Below are 16,086 nucleotides of genomic sequence, written 5' to 3' on the forward strand. Positions count from 1 at the left end.
CACGGTCAATTACCACTATCCAAGCCGCTGCTGACCTCCTCGGGTACCGGCTCTTTGGCCTGACGCTTGCGAAACAGCCCTGCACGGGCCAGTAACAAGGTAGTCACTGGCACCGTGATCGATAGCAGCACGGGAATCAGCCATGCATGCAGCACCAGCGACTCCTTCAACCACGAAAAATAGATAATCGAGCCAAGCGCGACGCACCAGGCCCCTATGGTCGAGGCCAGTGCTGGGGGATGCATGCGTTGGAAATAGTCTTTCAGGCGCAGTAGGCCAATCGCACCGATCAGCGCAAAAAGGCTGCCAGCTACCAGCAGTATGGCTGTGATCATTTCGAGCCAGAACGGTAGATTGAGTGTCTCGGTCATTCGATCACCTCTCCACGCAGCAGGAACTTGGCCAAGGCAAAGGAGCCCACGAAGCCAAACAACGCAATGAGCAACGCCCCTTCGAAATACGTATCACTGGCATACCTGATGCCCAGCACCAGCATGGTCAGCATTGCCAGAATGTACAGGTAATCTAGAGCCAAAACCCTGTCCTGCGCCGAAGGCCCTCGGAATAGCCGAAGCAGGGTTAGGCACATAGCCAGGGCAAAGATGAACAAGCTGACAAGAACAGCGTTGGCGAGCAGTCCACTCATTGAAAAATCTCCATCAAGGGACGTTCATAGACGTCCTTGAAATGCTGGACGAACGCCGCTTCATCATCCAGATCGAATACGTGCAGCAGTAGCACGCTACGGTCCAGGGCCAGTTCCGACCAGATGGTTCCAGGGATCACCGTCGTGATCATGGACAGCGCTGCAAGCCCATGGGGTTCACGCAGGTCCAAGGGGATATGAACGAAGACTGAGCGTGGCGGCCGCGCCCCAGCACCCAGCACGCCGCGAGCGACCTGCAAGTTGGACAGGATGACGTCTACGCCAACCCGGCCTATCAGCTTGACGATGACCAGGGGGCGTCGGACATGGGCATGTTGCGGCCGCAAGGGCGCCATCAGCAGCGGAGCCAGTATCCCCAGTACGGCGGCGAGGATGAGGTTACCCGGACTCAACGACAGGTTGAGCAACAGCCACAGGCCGAACAGGCATGCCGATAGCAGAGGGGCGGGAAATAGTCGGCTCATGGCTGCCCCTGAACGTCGAGCGAGGTGGGACCAGGTTTTGGCTGCGCTGCCATGACTGCATCGATGTAGGCATCAGGCGCCTGAAGGCTGGCAGCTGTGTCCAGGCTGTAGCGCAGCAGCGGCTCGGCCTTGAAGCTGAGCAGCATGCACAGGCCCAGCAGGATCACGATCGGAAGGCATTCGAAACGCCTGAGCACTGGAGAGGGTCGCTCTTCAGGTTTCCAGAAACGTTGGATGCCAACGCGTCCGAACGCGATCAGCGATGCCATTCCCGACAGTACCAGCAGGGCCACAAGGCCCCAGCCAGCGGCACCGAGGGTGTATTGGCTCGGAACCCCCAGGCCGTTGGGGTTGAACAAGGCACTGATGAGGTTGAGCTTGGCGACGAAGCCTGAAAGGGGTGGCATGCCGATGATCAACAAGGCGCAGGCGATGAAGCTCAAGCCCAGGAATGCCATGGTCCAGGGAATGACCTGACCGATGACGGCCTTCTGGTCATCATCGAGGTTGATCCCTTTTGGAGGGTGAAGTGATTCCAGTAAGGCCGGCATGGCGTCTTCTTCCTCGTCCAATGGCAACTCATTGGCAGATCGCGAGCGCTCGATGAGTTCGGCCAGCAGGAACAATGCGCACAAGGCCAGGGTAGAATTCACGAGGTAGAACAGCGCGGCTCCGGTCAATGCCAATTGCGCAAAGCCCACCGCCCCCAGCAAGGTGCCAGCCGATACCAGGATACTCAACGCCGCCATGCGTTCCAGGCGCTGCGCTGCCAGGATCGATACCGCCGCCATGGCCAGGGTCGCCAAGCCTCCGTAGACCAGCCAATCTCCCCCGAAGTGTGCCGATGCACCTGCTTGCCCGGAGAAGAGCAGCGTCCATACCCGCAGCACCGCATACAGCCCCACCTTGGTCATGATTGCAAAGAGCGCAGCCACTGGCGCGCTGGCAGACGCGTAGGCTGGGACCAGCCAGAAGTTCAGGGGCCAGATGCCCGCTTTGACCAGGAACGCCATGGCCAGAATCGCTGCGCCTGCATGCAGCAGGCCGCGGTCGGCCTCGGGTACCAGCGGAATCTTCAGGGCAAGGTCCGCAAGGCTCAGCGTACCCGTCACGCCATACAGCATTGCCGCGCCAATCAGGAACAACGAGGAGGCGAAAAGGTTGACGGCGATGTAGTGCAGGCCGGCTCGCACACGTGCGCGGCCGGATCCGTGCAGCAGAAGGCCGTATGAAGCTGCCAACAGCACTTCGAAGAACACGAACAGGTTGAACAGGTCTGCCGTCAGAAATGCGCCGTACAGGCCCATCAGCTGAATCTGGAACAGCGCATGAAAACTTGCACCGGCGCCATCCCAGCGTGCCCGTGCGAACAGCAGGGCGCTTAGCCCGATGACGCCGGTCAGGGTCAGCATCAGCGCCGACAGGTGGTCCACCACCAGCACGATGCCAAACGGGGCTGGCCAGTTGCCCGGCAGGTAGACGCCGATCGATTCTGCCTGGCCCTGGGTACGGACCCAAAGCAGCAGGCTGATGGCAATGCCAAGACCGGCGCAGGTCGACAGCAGGTTCAGCCGTGCCTTGATCAATCGATGCTTTTCGCCCAGCAGCAACATGACTGCCGCTGTAATCAACGGCAGCAGGATAGGGGCAACGATCAGTTGGCTCATGCCGCTCATTCCTCACGCTCCCGGCCATCTACGTGGTCGGTGCCGGTCAGGCCGCGCGATGCCAGCAGTACCACGAGAAACAGGGCGGTCATGGCGAAGCTGATGACGATTGCCGTGAGTACCAAGGCCTGTGGCAGCGGATCGGTGTAGTGCAACAGGTCCTGGGTAACGCCTTCCTTGATGATGGGCTCCTTGCCAATGAACAGGCTGCCCATGCTGAAAATGAAAAGGTTGACCCCATAGGAAAGCAGGCACAAGCCCATGATCACCTGGTATGTGCGCGGGCGCAGCACCAACCAGACTCCGGAGGCGGCAAGCACGCCAATGGCCACTGCGATCACTTCTTCCATCAGGCGGCTCCTGCTTTACGGGTCTTGCCTGGACTGGCCGGGCGATAGGCACGTACCGACTGGTGGGCCAGGGCCGTGAGTATCAAAAGGGTCGATCCGACGACCACGGTGAACACACCGACGTCGAAGAACAATGCGCTTGCCAGATGGATGTCTCCGAGCAGAGGAAGGTGCAGGTGCGCCGTATGGGTGGTCAGGAACGGGTAACCGAGCACGATGGCGCCGCCACCGGTCAAGGTTGCACAGAGCAGACCAGTGCCCATCCAGCGCAAGGGCCGCAGGCGCATCTGCGCTTCGACCCACTGGGTGCCTGCGACCATGTATTGCAGAATGAACGCCACCGAAGTCACCAACCCGGCGACGAAGCCGCCGCCCGGCTGATTGTGACCACGCATGAACAGGTACATCGATACCAGCAGCGCGATAGGCAGCAACAGGCGCACCAGCACGGCGGGCACCATCATGAAGCCCAGAGCGGTATCGGCAGCGTGGCGCGGGTTGATCAGGTCGGTGACGACATCAGGTGCCAGTTGGCGCTGCTGGGTCGGCAGTTGCATGCTTTCCTTGGGAGGGCGGAAGCGACGCAGAAGCGCGAAAACGGTCAACCCCACCGCGACCAGCACGGTGATTTCGCCCAGGGTATCGAAGCCGCGGAAATCCACCAGCATCACGTTGACCACATTGGTGCCACCACCTTGGGGCAGCGCACGGCTCAGGTAGAACGAAGAGATGTCATTAGGCGTAGGGCGGGTCAGCATGGCGTAGGACAGCACGGCCATGCCGGCACCCACCAGCACCGCCAGTAGCAGGTCGCGCAGGCGACGCACGCGGGCGCGGTCGAACTTGCCTGGCAGAGGCGACACACCCTCGATACGACGTGGAAGCCAACGCAGGCCAAGAAGGATCAGGACAGTGGTCACCACTTCGACGACCAACTGGGTCAGGGCAAGATCAGGTGCGGAAAACCACACAAACGTGATACAGGTCATCAAGCCGCACACACTGACCATGGTCAGGGCTGCCAGGCGGTGGTACTTGGCTTGGTAAGCCGCGCCGATCGCGCAGGCAATGGCGATCATCCAGAGTGCGACGAACACCCCTGAACCTGGGATCTTCGGCCGCTCGCCCCAAGTCAGGCCACTGTGGAGCATGGGTGTCAAGCCCGCGAGGAAGGCGGCCACCACCAGCATGAACAACTGCGCCTGCAGGCGCCGGCTGGTAAGCAGATGCTCGATACGTCGCGCCATCAGCATCAACTGCACCTGGCCATACTCAAAGAGACGCTTGCCATCGAATCGGCCCATCACGGGAGGGCAGGGGAAGCGGCCACGTCGCAGTTGCTTGCGCAACAGCAGGTACAGGACCACGCCACCACTCATGGCCACCAGGCTCATGATCAAGGGCGCATTCCAGCCGTGCCAGATGGCCAGGCTGTACTCGGGCAGCGTACCCCCTACCACCGGCAGTGCCGCAGCGGCTAGCAAGGGGCCTACAGACTGGGCGGGGAAAATGCCGACTACCAGGCATGTCAGCACCAGCAGCTCGACCGGCGCGCGCATCCAGCGCGGGGGTTCGTGGGGTGTATGCGGCAGGTCTTGGGCAGTGGGGCCGAAAAACACATCGACCGTGAAGCGCAGCGCATAGGCCACGCTGAATGTGCCGGCCAGGGTGGCGATCACCGGAAGCATGGCTTCGACCCAGGCGCTGGAGGTGATGAACACGGTTTCGGCGAAAAACATTTCCTTGGACAGGAAGCCGTTCATTAGCGGCACCCCCGCCATGGAGGCGCTGGCGACCATGGCCAGGGTGGCCGTGTAGGGAACCAGTCGGACCAGGCCGCTCAGGCGCCGGATGTCACGCGTACCACTTTCGTGGTCGATAATGCCGGCGGCCATGAACAGCGATGCCTTGAAGGTCGCGTGATTGAGAATGTGAAAGACCGCCGCCACGGCGGCCAACGAGCTGTTCAGGCCCAATAACAGCGTGATGAGGCCCAGGTGGCTGATGGTCGAATAGGCCAGAAGGCCCTTGAGGTCATTCTGGAACATCGCTGCGAAGGCACCGAGCAGCAGCGTCAGCGCGCCAGCACCACCGACTATCCAGAACCATTCGTCGGTGCCCGACAGCACTGGCCATAGGCGCGCCAGCAAAAATACGCCGGCCTTGACCATGGTTGCCGAGTGCAGGTACGCCGACACCGGCGTGGGCGCCGCCATGGCATGCGGCAGCCAGAAGTGGAAGGGAAATTGCGCGCTCTTGCTCAGGGCGCCGATCAGGATAAGCGGCAACAGCACTGGGTAAAGTGCGTGCTGGCGTATGGTGTCACCTGCAGCCAGGACCTTGTCCAGGTCGTAGCTGCCCACCACATGGCCGAGCAGCAGCGCCCCTACCAGCAGGCACAAGCCACCGGCACCGGTGACCATCAGCGCCATGTAGGCGCCACGGCGCGCGTCGGCCCGGTGATGCCAGTAGCCAATCAAGAGGAAGGAGAAGAGGCTGGTGAGCTCCCAGAAAAACACCAGTTGCAGAAGGTTGCCCGACAATACCAGCCCGAGCATGGCGCCCATGAACGCAAGGAAGAAGGCAAAGAATCGCGGCACTGGGTCTTGTGGCGACATGTAGTAGCGCGCGTACAGAGACACCAACGTACCGATGCCCAGCACTAGCAGTGAGAACAGCCAGGCAAAGCCGTCCATGCGCAGTACGAAGTTGAGCCCAAGGCTAGGTAGCCACAGGAATTCTTCACGAATGACCCCACCGTGGGCCACCTGTGGATAGAGAAGTGCTACCTGGACGGTGCCGACCAAGGCCACGAGCCCGGCGAGTATGGACTCGGCGTTACGTGCGTTGTGCGGCAGCGCGGCTGCCAGCAAACTGCCCACGAACGGCAGAAGCAATAGCACTATCAAAGACATAGAGTTCTATTCTGAGAGGTTTTCCAAGGATCATACGTGCCGAACGGGTCATCGACCAACACACAACCTGTCGCAGAATCCTACAAAAGGGCTGTGACAGGCTGTTTTTTTATAACAGTTTTTTACAGAGGATAGTCGGAGCTTTAGAGACCGGTCTTGAGTTGACGTTCATTCTGTGCAAGTTCAGTACCAGCAGATTCTGGCCTGCGGCGCACGCGCAACTCGCTGATGACCACGGCGATGACGATCAGCAGGCCGCCCAACAATGCCAACCCTGGCAGGCGCTCTCCCGCTAGCCGTCCGACGAGGCCGGCCCACACGGGCTCACCGGCATAGATCAACGTGGCCCGGGTGGGTGATACCGATTTTTGTGCCCAGTTCATCGCCACCTGGATGATCGCGCTCATCAGGCCCAAGCCAATCGCACTGCTCAGCAAAAGCCAAGAGAAATCGGGTACCGATTCCTGGGTAGGCAGCATCATCATGAATGCCAGTGCCGAGGCCGTTGCCAGTTGCACCACAGTAACGCGGCGAACGTCGACGCGCCCGGCAAAGCGGCTGATCAGAATGATTTCGCCGGCGATGGCGACGGCGCTCACCAATGTCACTACCTCGCCTTCGCTCATGTGCAGGCTACCGGCCTGCGGCCCGGCGAGCAGGACCAACCCAACGAATGCCAGGCCGATCCCAAGGCTGGGCATCAGGCCCGGGCGCCGACCCAGCACCAGCCACTGCAGTAAGGGTACGAAGGGCACGTAAAGCGCCGTGATGAACGCCGACTGGCTGCTGCTGATCGTCTGCAGGCCCATGGTCTGCAGGCCGTAGCCCAACATGATCAATACGCCAATCGACAGGCCTGCCTTGAATTCGACAAGGGTCAACCCCGGCAAGGCGCGGGCCGAGACCATGCCGACGAACAGGGCAGCCGCAGCGAAGCGCAAGCCCACGAAAAACATGGGGCCACTGACGGCCATCACGTTGTGCACCAGCAGGAATGTACCGCCCCATAAAATGGTGATGAACACCAGCACCCACTCGGCTTTGCTAAGACGGAACGAAAAGGTGGGACGTTGCGGGCGTGACTTATTCATGCGGTTGCAGGCTCGTAGGACAGGGCGCACAATCGGCGCAAAGTGGGCAGTATACTGCGCAACAACTAGGGATGAGCAATATAGTGCACAACGACGCCTCGCATCGTGCTTCGGTGCTGCAACACGTGAGCTTGAATGTTCGCAGTCTGCGCAACGCTGCTGGCATCAGCCAGGCAACCTTGGCCGAGCGTTCAGGTGTCAGCCGTCGCATGCTGGTGGCGATTGAGGCTGGCGAGAAAAATGTCAGCCTCACCACGCTCGACCTCATCGCCGAGGCACTCGGGGTGGCGTTCAGCACATTGATCCAGGCGCCGGATCAGCGTAACCCTGGTCGTATCGAAGAGCTGGCCTGGGCGGGTGAGCATCCGCAAAGCCGGGCCATCCTGCTGGCAAGCAGCATGGCCCGTCGCGAAGTTGAGCTGTGGGAATGGACGCTGGCGGTCGGCGAACACTATCGCAGCGAGGCAGATGCCGAAGGCTGGAGCGAGCAGATCTACGTGGTCGAAGGTGTACTAACGCTGATTATCGAGGGTGTCGAGCACCGACTCGAGCAGGGACGCTTTCACGTATTCGCCAGCAATTGCCGTTACGCCTATCGCAACGATGGCGCGGTCGCAGTGAAGTTTGTACGCAATGTAGTGATCTAAAGTGGCGATCAGGCGTGGCCAGCAGCCTCTTGGAGCAATGCATCGGTGCTGCGCACCGAGGCATAGGCGAACGCCAGTGCAGCCATCGATGCCTCATGCACCTGTGCAGCAGGTACCCTTTTGCCGTTGAACTCCAGAGCCAGCGTGGCGCAGGCATCATGGGCGACCGTGACTTCGTACCCGAGGTCAGCTGCTGCGCGCACCGCTGCATCGATGCACATGTGGCTCATGCTGCCCACGACGGTCAGCGACCTGACGCCTTGGCGTTCGAGCGTCTGCGCAAGATCGGTCGAGAGAAAAGCGTTGACCTTGTGTTTGAGAATCACAGTCTCTCCAGGCATCGGCTGAACACTCGGGTGAATGGCTGCGCCCGAAGAGCCTGGAGCAAAAAAGGGGGCGTCGGCGCTGTCGAACTCGTGGCGTACATGCACGATGAGGTCGTTCGCGTCGCGGGCAGCCTGGAGCAGGCGGGCCGCATTTTCAGCGGCGCGCTCGACACCTTCCAGAGGCCATTTGCCGCCTGGGAAATAGTCGTTCTGGATATCGATGATGATCAGTGCGTGAGTGTTCATGTTGCCTCCGGGGGCAGTGGTTTTGACTGTTGCTTAGTTATAGGCTGTCGCGTGATAGGGGTGAATTGGCGCGAAAGACACTATGCGGGGCAAAACTGACATGGCTCGTTTTATCGAGATTGGCCTGCTTCGCTATCCCGATGCGCAGGAGGCAGCGATCCACGGCCTGCACGATCTGTTCGACGTGGCTAACCGTATGGCTGACGGGTTGGGTGCGGCCCAAGCGCCTCGTGTGCGTATCAGCGTATGGGGTGTGGGTGCAGAGGAGGAACTGCTGCCTGAGCCTCCTCTAGGGGATGATAGTGCTGCGAGACTGCGTGTTCTGATCATCCCGCCAAGTTTGCACGCTGTTCCCCACGATGCCTGCCTGGCTCGCCATCGCTCGGCTTTGTGCCGATTGCACCAGGGAGGCACCGTTCTGGCCTCGGTGTGCATCGGGGTTTTCTTCATAGCGGACTGCGGTCTGCTGGATGGACGCACCGCATGCGCCCATCACAATCATGTGCAGCTACTGGAGACGCGTTACCCGCACATCAGGGCTGAGGCTCGACAGGCGTTGCTCGATGACGGCGATATCGTCAGCTCCGCTGGCCTGATGGCCTGGACTAGTCTGGGCCTGAGTTTGGTGCAGCGATTCATGGGCGATACCGTTGCCGCTGAAACCGCGAACTTTCTGGCGGTAGAACCGGTACCTGCCGCTTTGCCCGGCACTCGCCTCAACCCGTTGCTTGATCATGGCGATGAAGCGGTCCTGAAGGTACAGCACTGGTTGCAGGCTACAGGCGCGCGGACAGCGGGCCTCGCAGCGATGGCAGCGTGCGCCAGCCTGGAGCCGCGCACGTTTTTGAGGCGGTTTCGCTTGGCTACAGGCTTGCGCCCCACCGAGTACTGTCAGCAGATCAGAGTATGCCGGGCAGCACGTTTGCTTGAGTTCACACGCAGGACAGTCGACCAGATCGCTTGGGATGTCGGTTATCGCGACCCCGGTGCGTTTCGCAAGGTATTTCAGCGCGCCACAGGCATCACCCCCAGTGCATTTCGACGGCAGGGCGTGACTTCAACGCCTGAGGGGCGGGGTGCATGGAGTAGCGACCCTCTTGACCTCGAGATTGGTTGAGGTTTTAACCTTCCGGGCATTGTGATGTGTATCCCCTGTCAGGAGGTTGTCGATGTCAGGAAGTGTCTCAGCCATCTGGTACAACCAGATGATCGAATATCGGGTCGCCGTCGTCTTTCAGCAAGCATTGGCCCAGGCACTGGTGCTGCGCAGTGAGTCACTGGCAGCGCGCTTCGAAGACCTCCGGGCGGTCAGCGTTCAGGTCAGCGAAGATGGAAATTGTCTGCTTCAGTCGCTGCAGTGGACCAATCGGGAGGCCTGTGAGGCGGCCATCGAGCAAGTGCTGGACGGTTCGTTTCTGGGTCTACTCCAGCAGTATCACGCCAGCGCCGTGAACTTTGCCGCCTTCACGGCTCTGCGAAGTCTGGCTCGCCATCCAGACGGAGCGTTGTACTGCCAGGTGGAGTGAGCTTCACGCGTACCAGGGTGCGTAGTGGGGATAGCGGTCCAGGCGAGCACCAATGACCATTTCGCTGATCCATGCCGCCAGCAGTGCACTGTAGGCCTTCTGGCTCTCTTCGGTGGACAGGCCGTGGTCGGCGCCGTCGACAATCCGGTGGGTGAGCGAGTGGGCACTGCCGAAGGCTGATCGGTAACTCATCAGCGTGCTGTGGGGTACGTAGTCATCATGCTCGGATTCGACCAGCAGAACATCGCCGGCAAACTCGGCGCAGGCGGCCAGAGCACGGTTGTCAGACGGCGCCAAGGGGCGACGGCGATAGTCATTGAGCCGTTGTCGGTCCAGGGACTGCTTGGGCGTATTCCATTCTTCGTCCCAGTACATGGCCGGTACCCGCAGGGCCAGCCAGCGGACCGGGCGCATCGAGGTCAACAAAGTAGCCAGGTAGCCGCCGTAGCTGCTGCCGATCACGGCGATGGCGTTGGGGTCCACAGTGGGGTGGCTGATGAGCCGGTCGTAGGCTGTTAGCAGATCCTGCAAATTCTGCTCTCGCGTTACCGTCAGGCGCTGACTTTGGGTTTTCTCGTGGCCGCGCAGATCGAAGGTCATGCAGACGCAGCCAAGTCCTGTGATGTGTCGCGCTCTGGCAAGGTCACGCTGCTGGCTGCCGCCCCAGCCGTGAACGAACAGGATGCCGGGGATTTTGCTGCCGGGGCTGACCAGGGTCGCGCAGATGGTATCCCCGTTCACCGGCAGCTCTATCGTCTCACTCTGAATGGCCAACGTGTCGCAGCCGCGCGTATTTGGTGAGTTGTCCGAGTTCACTGTCGTTTCCTTGGTAGAAGAGTGTGGCATCCGCCGGTAGCGCGGGCGTGCCGAAGACTTCGTGGGTGCTAGCCCGCACTCGATCGACCCTGGCGTTGGCAGCGAATGCCTGAAGGGCGAGCAATTCGGCGCTGCTGGCACCGCCCATCCGCCAGGATTGTTCCAGAACGCCACTGCAAATGCCGCCTTCGGTGTCGGTGCCGCGGGCGATGTCGTAATTGCGGCGTGAGGCGATGAAGCCAGGTAAATGTTGATCGGCCGCTTGGTCATAAGTCATTGCCTGCTCAATCGCCACGCGAACGCTCTTTTCCAAGGGGCCGGCCAGCAGAGACGCAAAGCCTCCTCGTACGAAGGTCAGGTCAGAGCCGCCGTATACCTCGACACCTTGGTGATCCTGGGTGAGTTGCTGTGTGCCGTAATAGCTGCAGACCAAGCCTGCAACCCGTACCTGGCCGACGCTGAACGTCTCGACGTCGCTCAGGTTCTGTTCCAGCACCAGGCCCCAAATCGAGAGTTCTGTGTCATCCATCGCACAGAGTAGGGGTTCAAGTTCTTTGAGCGTGGACAACACGACCTGCCCTCGACCCGCGCATGCGCGTACGGGTTTCAGTCGTACAGGCCCTGTGATCAACAACAGTTGTGCCGCGTGCCGGGCGGTCGCCTTGTCGAATACGGTGTAGCCCTTGAGCAGCGCGTCGCAGGCCTGCCAGGCAAATGCCTCAGGCCAATCAGGCTTTGGTGGAGCACCTGGAGGCAGCGGGTGTGAAATGGCCTTGGTGGCCATGAACGGATGAGCGACGGCACCGCCAAAAAAATCGGCTTCGCTTTTTATACCCAGTGCTGTCAGATCTGCGGTGTCGACCAAAGGCTGGGTGAGCATGTAGTAATACGAAGCGTCCGCCTGTGGCGCTTCGTGCAGGTCCACCACAGAGCAGTCCAGCAACTGTGCGAAGCCTTCCGATAGCTTACGGTACACGGCGTGCTCGTGGTCGGGCGTGTGGGGCCGAGTGTCGAGTACCACTAGGCCCTGTTTGCGATGACAGGCACTGGGCATGACGATCCGCCTTGCAAGTGGGGCTGTACTGCCTCTGAATCCGGGACGTTGGTGAAGTTCAGCATGGCAGGATCAATGGTATGGTCCGGCGTAGGACCTTTCTCAGAAGCGTGCAGCACGGAGATTGCTGATTGCAGGCCGCGGGCAGCTATTCCATCATCAAGCGCTCAGGCATACCGGATGTCGCCACAGATAAGGGCATGATCGTGCACACCACTCCCCAACAGACCACGGCCCAGCGTCTTGCCGCGACGCGTAAGGCCATGGCCGCAGAAGGGCTTGACGCCTTGCTGGTTCCATCGGCAGACCCTCATCTTTCTGAGTATCTGCCAGGCTACTGGCAAGGCCGCCAGTGGCTGTCGGGCTTCACTGGCTCGGTCGGCACCCTGGTCATAAGCCAGCAGTTTGCCGGGCTGTGGGTCGATAGCCGCTACTGGGAGCAAGCCGAGCTAGAGCTGGCAGGTAGCGGCATCGAATTGATGAAATTGTCACCCGGGCAGCCGAGCGCGCTGGACTGGTTGGCTGAACATGTGCAACCGCAGGGTTGCGCCAGCGTAGATGGTCGTGCGATGGCTTTGGCTTCGGCTCGCCAGTTGCGAGAGCGCCTTGGCCAGCGAGGCGCAAGGTTGGTGACTGACCAGGATGTGCTGGGTCGCGTTTGGAGCGACCGGCCGACGCTACCGTCCAACCCGGTGTATTCACATCTTGCGCCCTACGCAGCAGTGGGCCGTGCGCAGAAGCTGGCGCAGGTGCGGCAGGCGATGCAGGCCAAAGGTGCGGACAGTCATTTCATCGCCACCCTTGATGACATTGCCTGGTTGTTCAACTTGCGCGGTAGCGATGTGTCTTACAATCCGGTGTTCCTGGCGTTTGCCCTGATCGATGCGCGGCGCGTGCAGCTTTTCATTGCCTCGGGAAAAGTCGATGAGCCTCTATGTCAGGCGCTGCGCGATGATGGCATCGAAGTGCGAGACTACACTGAGGCTACCGGCGCCCTTGGTCAGTTGCCACCTGGTAGTCGCTTGTTAGTGGATCCAGCGCGGGTGACGTGCGGGTTGCTCGAGCCGCTAGGCGAAGGGGTAGTGCTCGTGGAAGGCTCGAATCCCAGTACCCTGAGCAAGGCGTGCAAGGCGGAGGGCGAGCTTGAGCATGTTCGTAGGACGATGGAGCAGGACGGCGCGGCCTTGTGCGAATTTTTCGCCTGGTTTGAAGAAACGCTCGCGAGCCAGGTGGTGACCGAGCTGACCGTCGATGAGCAACTCACCGCCGCGCGCGCCCGGCGGCCGGGCTTCGTCTCATTGAGCTTCTCGACCATTGCTGCGTTCAATGCCAATGGTGCGATGCCCCACTATCGGGCCACTGATCAGTCACACGCAGTGATTAAGGGCGATGGCCTGCTGCTCATCGACTCTGGCGGCCAATACCTGGGTGGGACCACGGATATCACGCGTATGGTCCCCATCGGGCAACCGAGCGACCTGCAGAAGCTCGATTGCACCCGTGTGCTGAAAGGCATGATAGCGCTGTCGCGGGCGACCTTCCCGCGGGGCGTGCTGTCGCCCATGCTTGACGCCATAGCCCGTGCGCCCCTCTGGGCCGACCAGGTCGATTACGGCCACGGCACCGGCCATGGAGTGGGCTATTTCCTGAATGTTCATGAAGGGCCTCAGGTGATTGCCTATCAGGCAGCGGCCGCGCCGCAGACCGCCATGCAAGAAGGCATGATCAGTTCAATCGAGCCTGGCACCTACCGACCTGGGCAATGGGGGGTGCGGATTGAAAACCTGGTCGCCGCGCGAAGCGCCGGCCGCAGTGCATTCGGTGAATTTCTCGATTTCGAGACCTTGACGCTGTGCCCCATCGATACGCGTTGCTTGCTGCCGCAGCGGCTGACTGAGCAGGAGGTTTGCTGGCTCAATAGTTACCATGCCATGGTGCGCGAGCGATTGGCCCCACTGCTGGAAGGAAAGGCGCTGGCGTGGTTGTTATCACGTACTGAGGCGATCTAAGGCATATGGGGGCAGCCATCAGGCTGCCCCGGTCACTTGCAAATGACGATCATGCTGCGGCTGGTGTAGCCGGCAGGGTTGATGCCAAATAGATAATCGCCGTCCTCTTCGTCGCTGTCGCCTGAACGGGCGACGACGCGGTATCCGCGAGTGGTGCAGGCGCTAGCGGCCTTGCTGTAGCAGTTGTCCCACGAAGAAGACAGGCCGGAGCAGTTGATATGCAGGCCTTTCTTGCCCCGTTTGACCTCGGTTTTAGCCGTGGCGGCACATCCAGCAATAGCCAAGATGGCCAGGATGAGCAAAATACGTTTCATTCCTGTCCTTAAATGCAGGACGGATCAGCTACCTGGGTCCGTCATTTTCGCTCGGGTTCATCCTGAAGAGTACAGCGTCCCTGTTCGACTGCGCTGGGACAGCTTAATCAGCGAGCGGTGACGCCACAACACCCATGCAGCTTTCAACGAAAAGTTTTCCCGTGTCAATCCGCGACCATCGTCGGTTCTGGGCTATGGCGCATGGACAACGTTGTGCCCACGGAAGCCGCGATAATGGCGCCTACGGCCAGCCATTGGGTAAATGACAGGACCTCGCCCAGGAACAACAGCCCGGACAAGGCACCGAAGGCAGGCTCGATGCTCATGAGGGTGCCGAAGGTACGAGCGGGCATGCGCGTGAGCGCAACCATTTCCAGGCTATAGGGGAGGGCGGTAGACAATACCGCTACAGCGATCGCCATGGGGATGACCGCGGGCGTCAGCAGCAGGCTACCGGCGTGCACGATGCCGATCGGCGCGATGAACAGTGCAGCGACCACCACTCCCAGCGCTGCGCTCTGCACGCCATGTTCGGCACCGGCGCGTTGGCCGAAGACTATATAAAGTGCCCAGCACGCCCCCGCGCCGATTGCGTAGCAGGCGCCCAGTGGGTCCAGCGCCTCTCCGTCATGGCCTGCGGGCAGCAACATCAGCAGGCCGAAAATGGCCAGCGCGATCCAGATGAAGTCGATGGCGCGACGTGAGGCGAATATGGCAACTGCCAGTGGGCCGGTGAATTCGAGTGCCACCGCAATGCCAATGGGCACCGTCTGCAAGGACATATAGAAGAGGAAATTCATTCCGCCGAGCGCCAAGCCATAGATAACGACGTTACGCAGGGTGCGAGTGGTGAAGCGTGCTCGCCATGGCCGTAGCAGCGCAACCATTATCAAACTGGCGAAAATCAGTCGCAGTGAGGTTGTGCCTTGTGCGCCAATGAGTGGGAACATGCTTTTGGCGATCGAAGCACCGGTCTGAATCGATGCCATGGCGATAAGCAGCAGGCCGATTGGGAACAGCACGCTAGCCAGGTTGCGAGGCGGTTTGGACATGGGGACGGATTACCTAGGAGTGGCGTTGCGCACTATAGTGCGCAACGGTGTGGCATACAGCAATAGAGTGTTAAGCGTTCCACTTAAATGACGTTCGGATAAGATTAATGCTTGACGCTACGAAATTAGTGTCTATAATTCGCCCCACTCCAGCGCAGTCGGGCATCAAGTAGACGCTTTGGAGTACTGCAAGCCTTTGAAGTTGAACGAGTTTCTCGAAATAAACTTCAAAATAAACGCTTGACAGGCAATGAGGAAAGCGTAGAATGCGCGCCTCGGTTGAGACGAAACGCTCTCAGCCAAACGCTCTTTAACAAATTGAATCAAGCAATTCGTGTGGGTGCTTGTGAGTACGGACTGATAGTCAGAAAGATTATCAGCATCACAAGTGACCATGCGAGAAATCACATAGTCATTTGAGATTGCTGAGCCAAGTTTAGGGTTTCTTAAAAACCCAAGCAGTATTGAACTGAAGAGTTTGATCATGGCTCAGATTGAACGCTGGCGGCAGGCCTAACACATGCAAGTCGAGCGGATGACGGGAGCTTGCTCCTTGATTCAGCGGCGGACGGGTGAGTAATGCCTAGGAATCTGCCTGGTAGTGGGGGACAACGTTTCGAAAGGAACGCTAATACCGCATACGTCCTACGGGAGAAAGCAGGGGACCTTCGGGCCTTGCGCTATCAGATGAGCCTAGGTCGGATTAGCTTGTTGGTGAGGTAATGGCTCACCAAGGCGACGATCCGTAACTGGTCTGAGAGGATGATCAGTCACACTGGAACTGAGACACGGTCCAGACTCCTACGGGAGGCAGCAGTGGGGAATATTGGACAATGGGCGAAAGCCTGATCCAGCCATGCCGCGTGTGTGAAGAAGGTCTTCGGATTGTAAAGCACTTTAAGTTGGGAGGAAGGGTTGTAGATTAATACTCTGCAATTTTGA

At 60.0% G+C, this 16,086-nt stretch carries 16 protein-coding genes and 1 rRNA gene (1 of these 17 only partly in view); 5 read left to right on the plus strand and 12 right to left on the minus strand.

Annotation, left to right across the window (positions count from 1 at the left end; translation table 11 throughout):
* Nucleotides 1-5: 5 nt before the first annotated feature.
* The 7 genes from CWR53_RS08085 to CWR53_RS08115 all read right to left on the minus strand — a co-directional run bounded on the left by CWR53_RS08085 (nucleotide 6) and on the right by CWR53_RS08115 (nucleotide 7,154).
* Complete coding sequence (locus tag CWR53_RS08085) at nucleotides 6-371, minus strand: Na+/H+ antiporter subunit G (protein ID WP_058605989.1); 366 nt, start codon at nucleotides 369-371, stop codon at nucleotides 6-8.
* Nucleotides 368-646 (minus strand): K+/H+ antiporter subunit F, encoded by a 279-nt coding sequence (locus tag CWR53_RS08090; RefSeq protein ID WP_058605988.1) that lies wholly within the window; start codon nucleotides 644-646, stop codon nucleotides 368-370. The genes CWR53_RS08085 and CWR53_RS08090 overlap by 4 nt, the downstream gene beginning before the upstream one ends.
* Nucleotides 643-1,131 carry a Na+/H+ antiporter subunit E gene (locus CWR53_RS08095; protein WP_058605987.1) on the minus strand — a complete coding sequence of 163 codons (489 nt, stop codon included), beginning with the start codon at nucleotides 1,129-1,131 and terminating at the stop codon, nucleotides 643-645. Before CWR53_RS08095 ends, CWR53_RS08090 begins: the two co-directional genes overlap by 4 nt.
* On the minus strand, nucleotides 1,128-2,807 hold the full coding sequence (locus tag CWR53_RS08100; RefSeq protein WP_100851212.1) for a monovalent cation/H+ antiporter subunit D: 1,680 nt from the start codon (nucleotides 2,805-2,807) through the stop codon (nucleotides 1,128-1,130). Before CWR53_RS08100 ends, CWR53_RS08095 begins: the two co-directional genes overlap by 4 nt.
* On the minus strand, nucleotides 2,804-3,148 hold the full coding sequence (locus tag CWR53_RS08105) for a Na+/H+ antiporter subunit C (protein ID WP_023534014.1): 345 nt from the start codon (nucleotides 3,146-3,148) through the stop codon (nucleotides 2,804-2,806). The genes CWR53_RS08100 and CWR53_RS08105 overlap by 4 nt, the downstream gene beginning before the upstream one ends.
* The gene (locus tag CWR53_RS08110; RefSeq protein ID WP_100851213.1) at nucleotides 3,148-6,063 is read right to left on the minus strand and encodes a monovalent cation/H+ antiporter subunit A; all 2,916 of its coding nucleotides are present in this window, start codon (nucleotides 6,061-6,063) and stop codon (nucleotides 3,148-3,150) included. Before CWR53_RS08110 ends, CWR53_RS08105 begins: the two co-directional genes overlap by 1 nt.
* Before the next feature lie 143 nt (nucleotides 6,064-6,206).
* Nucleotides 6,207-7,154: a DMT family transporter gene (locus CWR53_RS08115; RefSeq protein WP_100851214.1), complete on the minus strand. Its 948-nt coding sequence runs from the start codon at nucleotides 7,152-7,154 to the stop codon at nucleotides 6,207-6,209.
* 83 nt (nucleotides 7,155-7,237) lie between these two features.
* On the opposite strand from CWR53_RS08115, the gene CWR53_RS08120 reads away from it, so the two are divergent.
* Nucleotides 7,238-7,801, plus strand: a complete 564-nt coding sequence (locus CWR53_RS08120; protein ID WP_058605983.1) for a helix-turn-helix domain-containing protein — start codon at nucleotides 7,238-7,240, stop codon at nucleotides 7,799-7,801.
* A gap of 8 nt (nucleotides 7,802-7,809) precedes the next feature.
* On the opposite strand, the gene CWR53_RS08125 is transcribed toward CWR53_RS08120, so the two are convergent.
* Nucleotides 7,810-8,373 carry a cysteine hydrolase family protein gene (locus CWR53_RS08125; RefSeq protein ID WP_100851215.1) on the minus strand — a complete coding sequence of 188 codons (564 nt, stop codon included), beginning with the start codon at nucleotides 8,371-8,373 and terminating at the stop codon, nucleotides 7,810-7,812.
* Nucleotides 8,374-8,455: 82 nt separating this feature from the next.
* Here CWR53_RS08125 and CWR53_RS08130 point away from each other — a divergent pair, with 82 nt between their 5' ends.
* Together CWR53_RS08130 and CWR53_RS08135 are read left to right on the plus strand one after the other, a co-directional pair.
* A complete protein-coding gene (locus tag CWR53_RS08130) occupies nucleotides 8,456-9,490 on the plus strand; it encodes a GlxA family transcriptional regulator (RefSeq protein WP_100851216.1) in 1,035 nt (344 codons plus the stop codon).
* 52 nt (nucleotides 9,491-9,542) lie between these two features.
* Nucleotides 9,543-9,899, plus strand: coding sequence for a hypothetical protein (locus CWR53_RS08135; protein WP_058605980.1), 357 nt, complete (start codon nucleotides 9,543-9,545; stop codon nucleotides 9,897-9,899).
* Nucleotides 9,900-9,902: 3 nt separating this feature from the next.
* On the opposite strand, the gene CWR53_RS08140 is transcribed toward CWR53_RS08135, so the two are convergent.
* Together CWR53_RS08140 and CWR53_RS08145 are read right to left on the minus strand one after the other, a co-directional pair.
* Entirely contained in the window at nucleotides 9,903-10,673 is a 771-nt protein-coding gene (locus tag CWR53_RS08140) for a S9 family peptidase (RefSeq protein ID WP_058605993.1), read from the minus strand.
* Complete coding sequence (locus CWR53_RS08145; protein WP_100851217.1) at nucleotides 10,657-11,775, minus strand: DUF3182 family protein; 1,119 nt, start codon at nucleotides 11,773-11,775, stop codon at nucleotides 10,657-10,659. The genes CWR53_RS08140 and CWR53_RS08145 overlap by 17 nt, the downstream gene beginning before the upstream one ends.
* A 194-nt stretch (nucleotides 11,776-11,969) precedes the next feature.
* On the opposite strand from CWR53_RS08145, the gene CWR53_RS08150 reads away from it, so the two are divergent.
* Nucleotides 11,970-13,778, plus strand: a complete 1,809-nt coding sequence (locus CWR53_RS08150; protein WP_100852604.1) for an aminopeptidase P family protein — start codon at nucleotides 11,970-11,972, stop codon at nucleotides 13,776-13,778.
* A gap of 32 nt (nucleotides 13,779-13,810) precedes the next feature.
* On the opposite strand, the gene CWR53_RS08155 is transcribed toward CWR53_RS08150, so the two are convergent.
* A complete protein-coding gene (locus CWR53_RS08155; protein WP_023534016.1) occupies nucleotides 13,811-14,092 on the minus strand; it encodes a hypothetical protein in 282 nt (93 codons plus the stop codon).
* A 164-nt stretch (nucleotides 14,093-14,256) separates the two neighbouring features.
* Complete coding sequence (gene rhtA, locus CWR53_RS08160; RefSeq protein WP_058605978.1) at nucleotides 14,257-15,144, minus strand: threonine/homoserine exporter RhtA; 888 nt, start codon at nucleotides 15,142-15,144, stop codon at nucleotides 14,257-14,259.
* A 466-nt stretch (nucleotides 15,145-15,610) separates the two neighbouring features.
* Here rhtA and CWR53_RS08170 point away from each other — a divergent pair.
* Nucleotides 15,611-16,086, plus strand: a 16S ribosomal RNA gene (locus tag CWR53_RS08170) (it continues 1,061 nt past the right edge of the window).

It is taken from the genome of Pseudomonas sp. SGAir0191 (assembly GCF_002812565.2).
Lineage (GTDB): Bacteria > Pseudomonadota > Gammaproteobacteria > Pseudomonadales > Pseudomonadaceae > Aquipseudomonas > Aquipseudomonas parafulva_B.

Excerpts from the sequence above, each read along its gene's own strand:
- CWR53_RS08085 (WP_058605989.1), bottom strand. The coding sequence starts at position 371 with ATGACCGAGACACTCAATCTACCGTTCTGGCTCGAAATGATCACAGCC.
- CWR53_RS08090 (WP_058605988.1), bottom strand. The coding sequence starts at position 646 with ATGAGTGGACTGCTCGCCAACGCTGTTCTTGTCAGCTTGTTCATCTTT.
- CWR53_RS08095 (WP_058605987.1), bottom strand. The coding sequence starts at position 1,131 with ATGAGCCGACTATTTCCCGCCCCTCTGCTATCGGCATGCCTGTTCGGC.
- CWR53_RS08100 (WP_100851212.1), bottom strand. The coding sequence starts at position 2,807 with ATGAGCGGCATGAGCCAACTGATCGTTGCCCCTATCCTGCTGCCGTTG.
- CWR53_RS08105 (WP_023534014.1), bottom strand. The coding sequence starts at position 3,148 with ATGGAAGAAGTGATCGCAGTGGCCATTGGCGTGCTTGCCGCCTCCGGA.
- CWR53_RS08110 (WP_100851213.1), bottom strand. The coding sequence starts at position 6,063 with ATGTCTTTGATAGTGCTATTGCTTCTGCCGTTCGTGGGCAGTTTGCTG.
- CWR53_RS08115 (WP_100851214.1), bottom strand. The coding sequence starts at position 7,154 with ATGAATAAGTCACGCCCGCAACGTCCCACCTTTTCGTTCCGTCTTAGC.
- CWR53_RS08125 (WP_100851215.1), bottom strand. The coding sequence starts at position 8,373 with ATGAACACTCACGCACTGATCATCATCGATATCCAGAACGACTATTTC.
- CWR53_RS08130 (WP_100851216.1), top strand. The coding sequence starts at position 8,456 with ATGCGGGGCAAAACTGACATGGCTCGTTTTATCGAGATTGGCCTGCTT.
- CWR53_RS08135 (WP_058605980.1), top strand. The coding sequence starts at position 9,543 with ATGTCAGGAAGTGTCTCAGCCATCTGGTACAACCAGATGATCGAATAT.
- CWR53_RS08150 (WP_100852604.1), top strand. The coding sequence starts at position 11,970 with ATGATCGTGCACACCACTCCCCAACAGACCACGGCCCAGCGTCTTGCC.
- CWR53_RS08155 (WP_023534016.1), bottom strand. The coding sequence starts at position 14,092 with ATGAAACGTATTTTGCTCATCCTGGCCATCTTGGCTATTGCTGGATGT.
- rhtA (WP_058605978.1), bottom strand. The coding sequence starts at position 15,144 with ATGTCCAAACCGCCTCGCAACCTGGCTAGCGTGCTGTTCCCAATCGGC.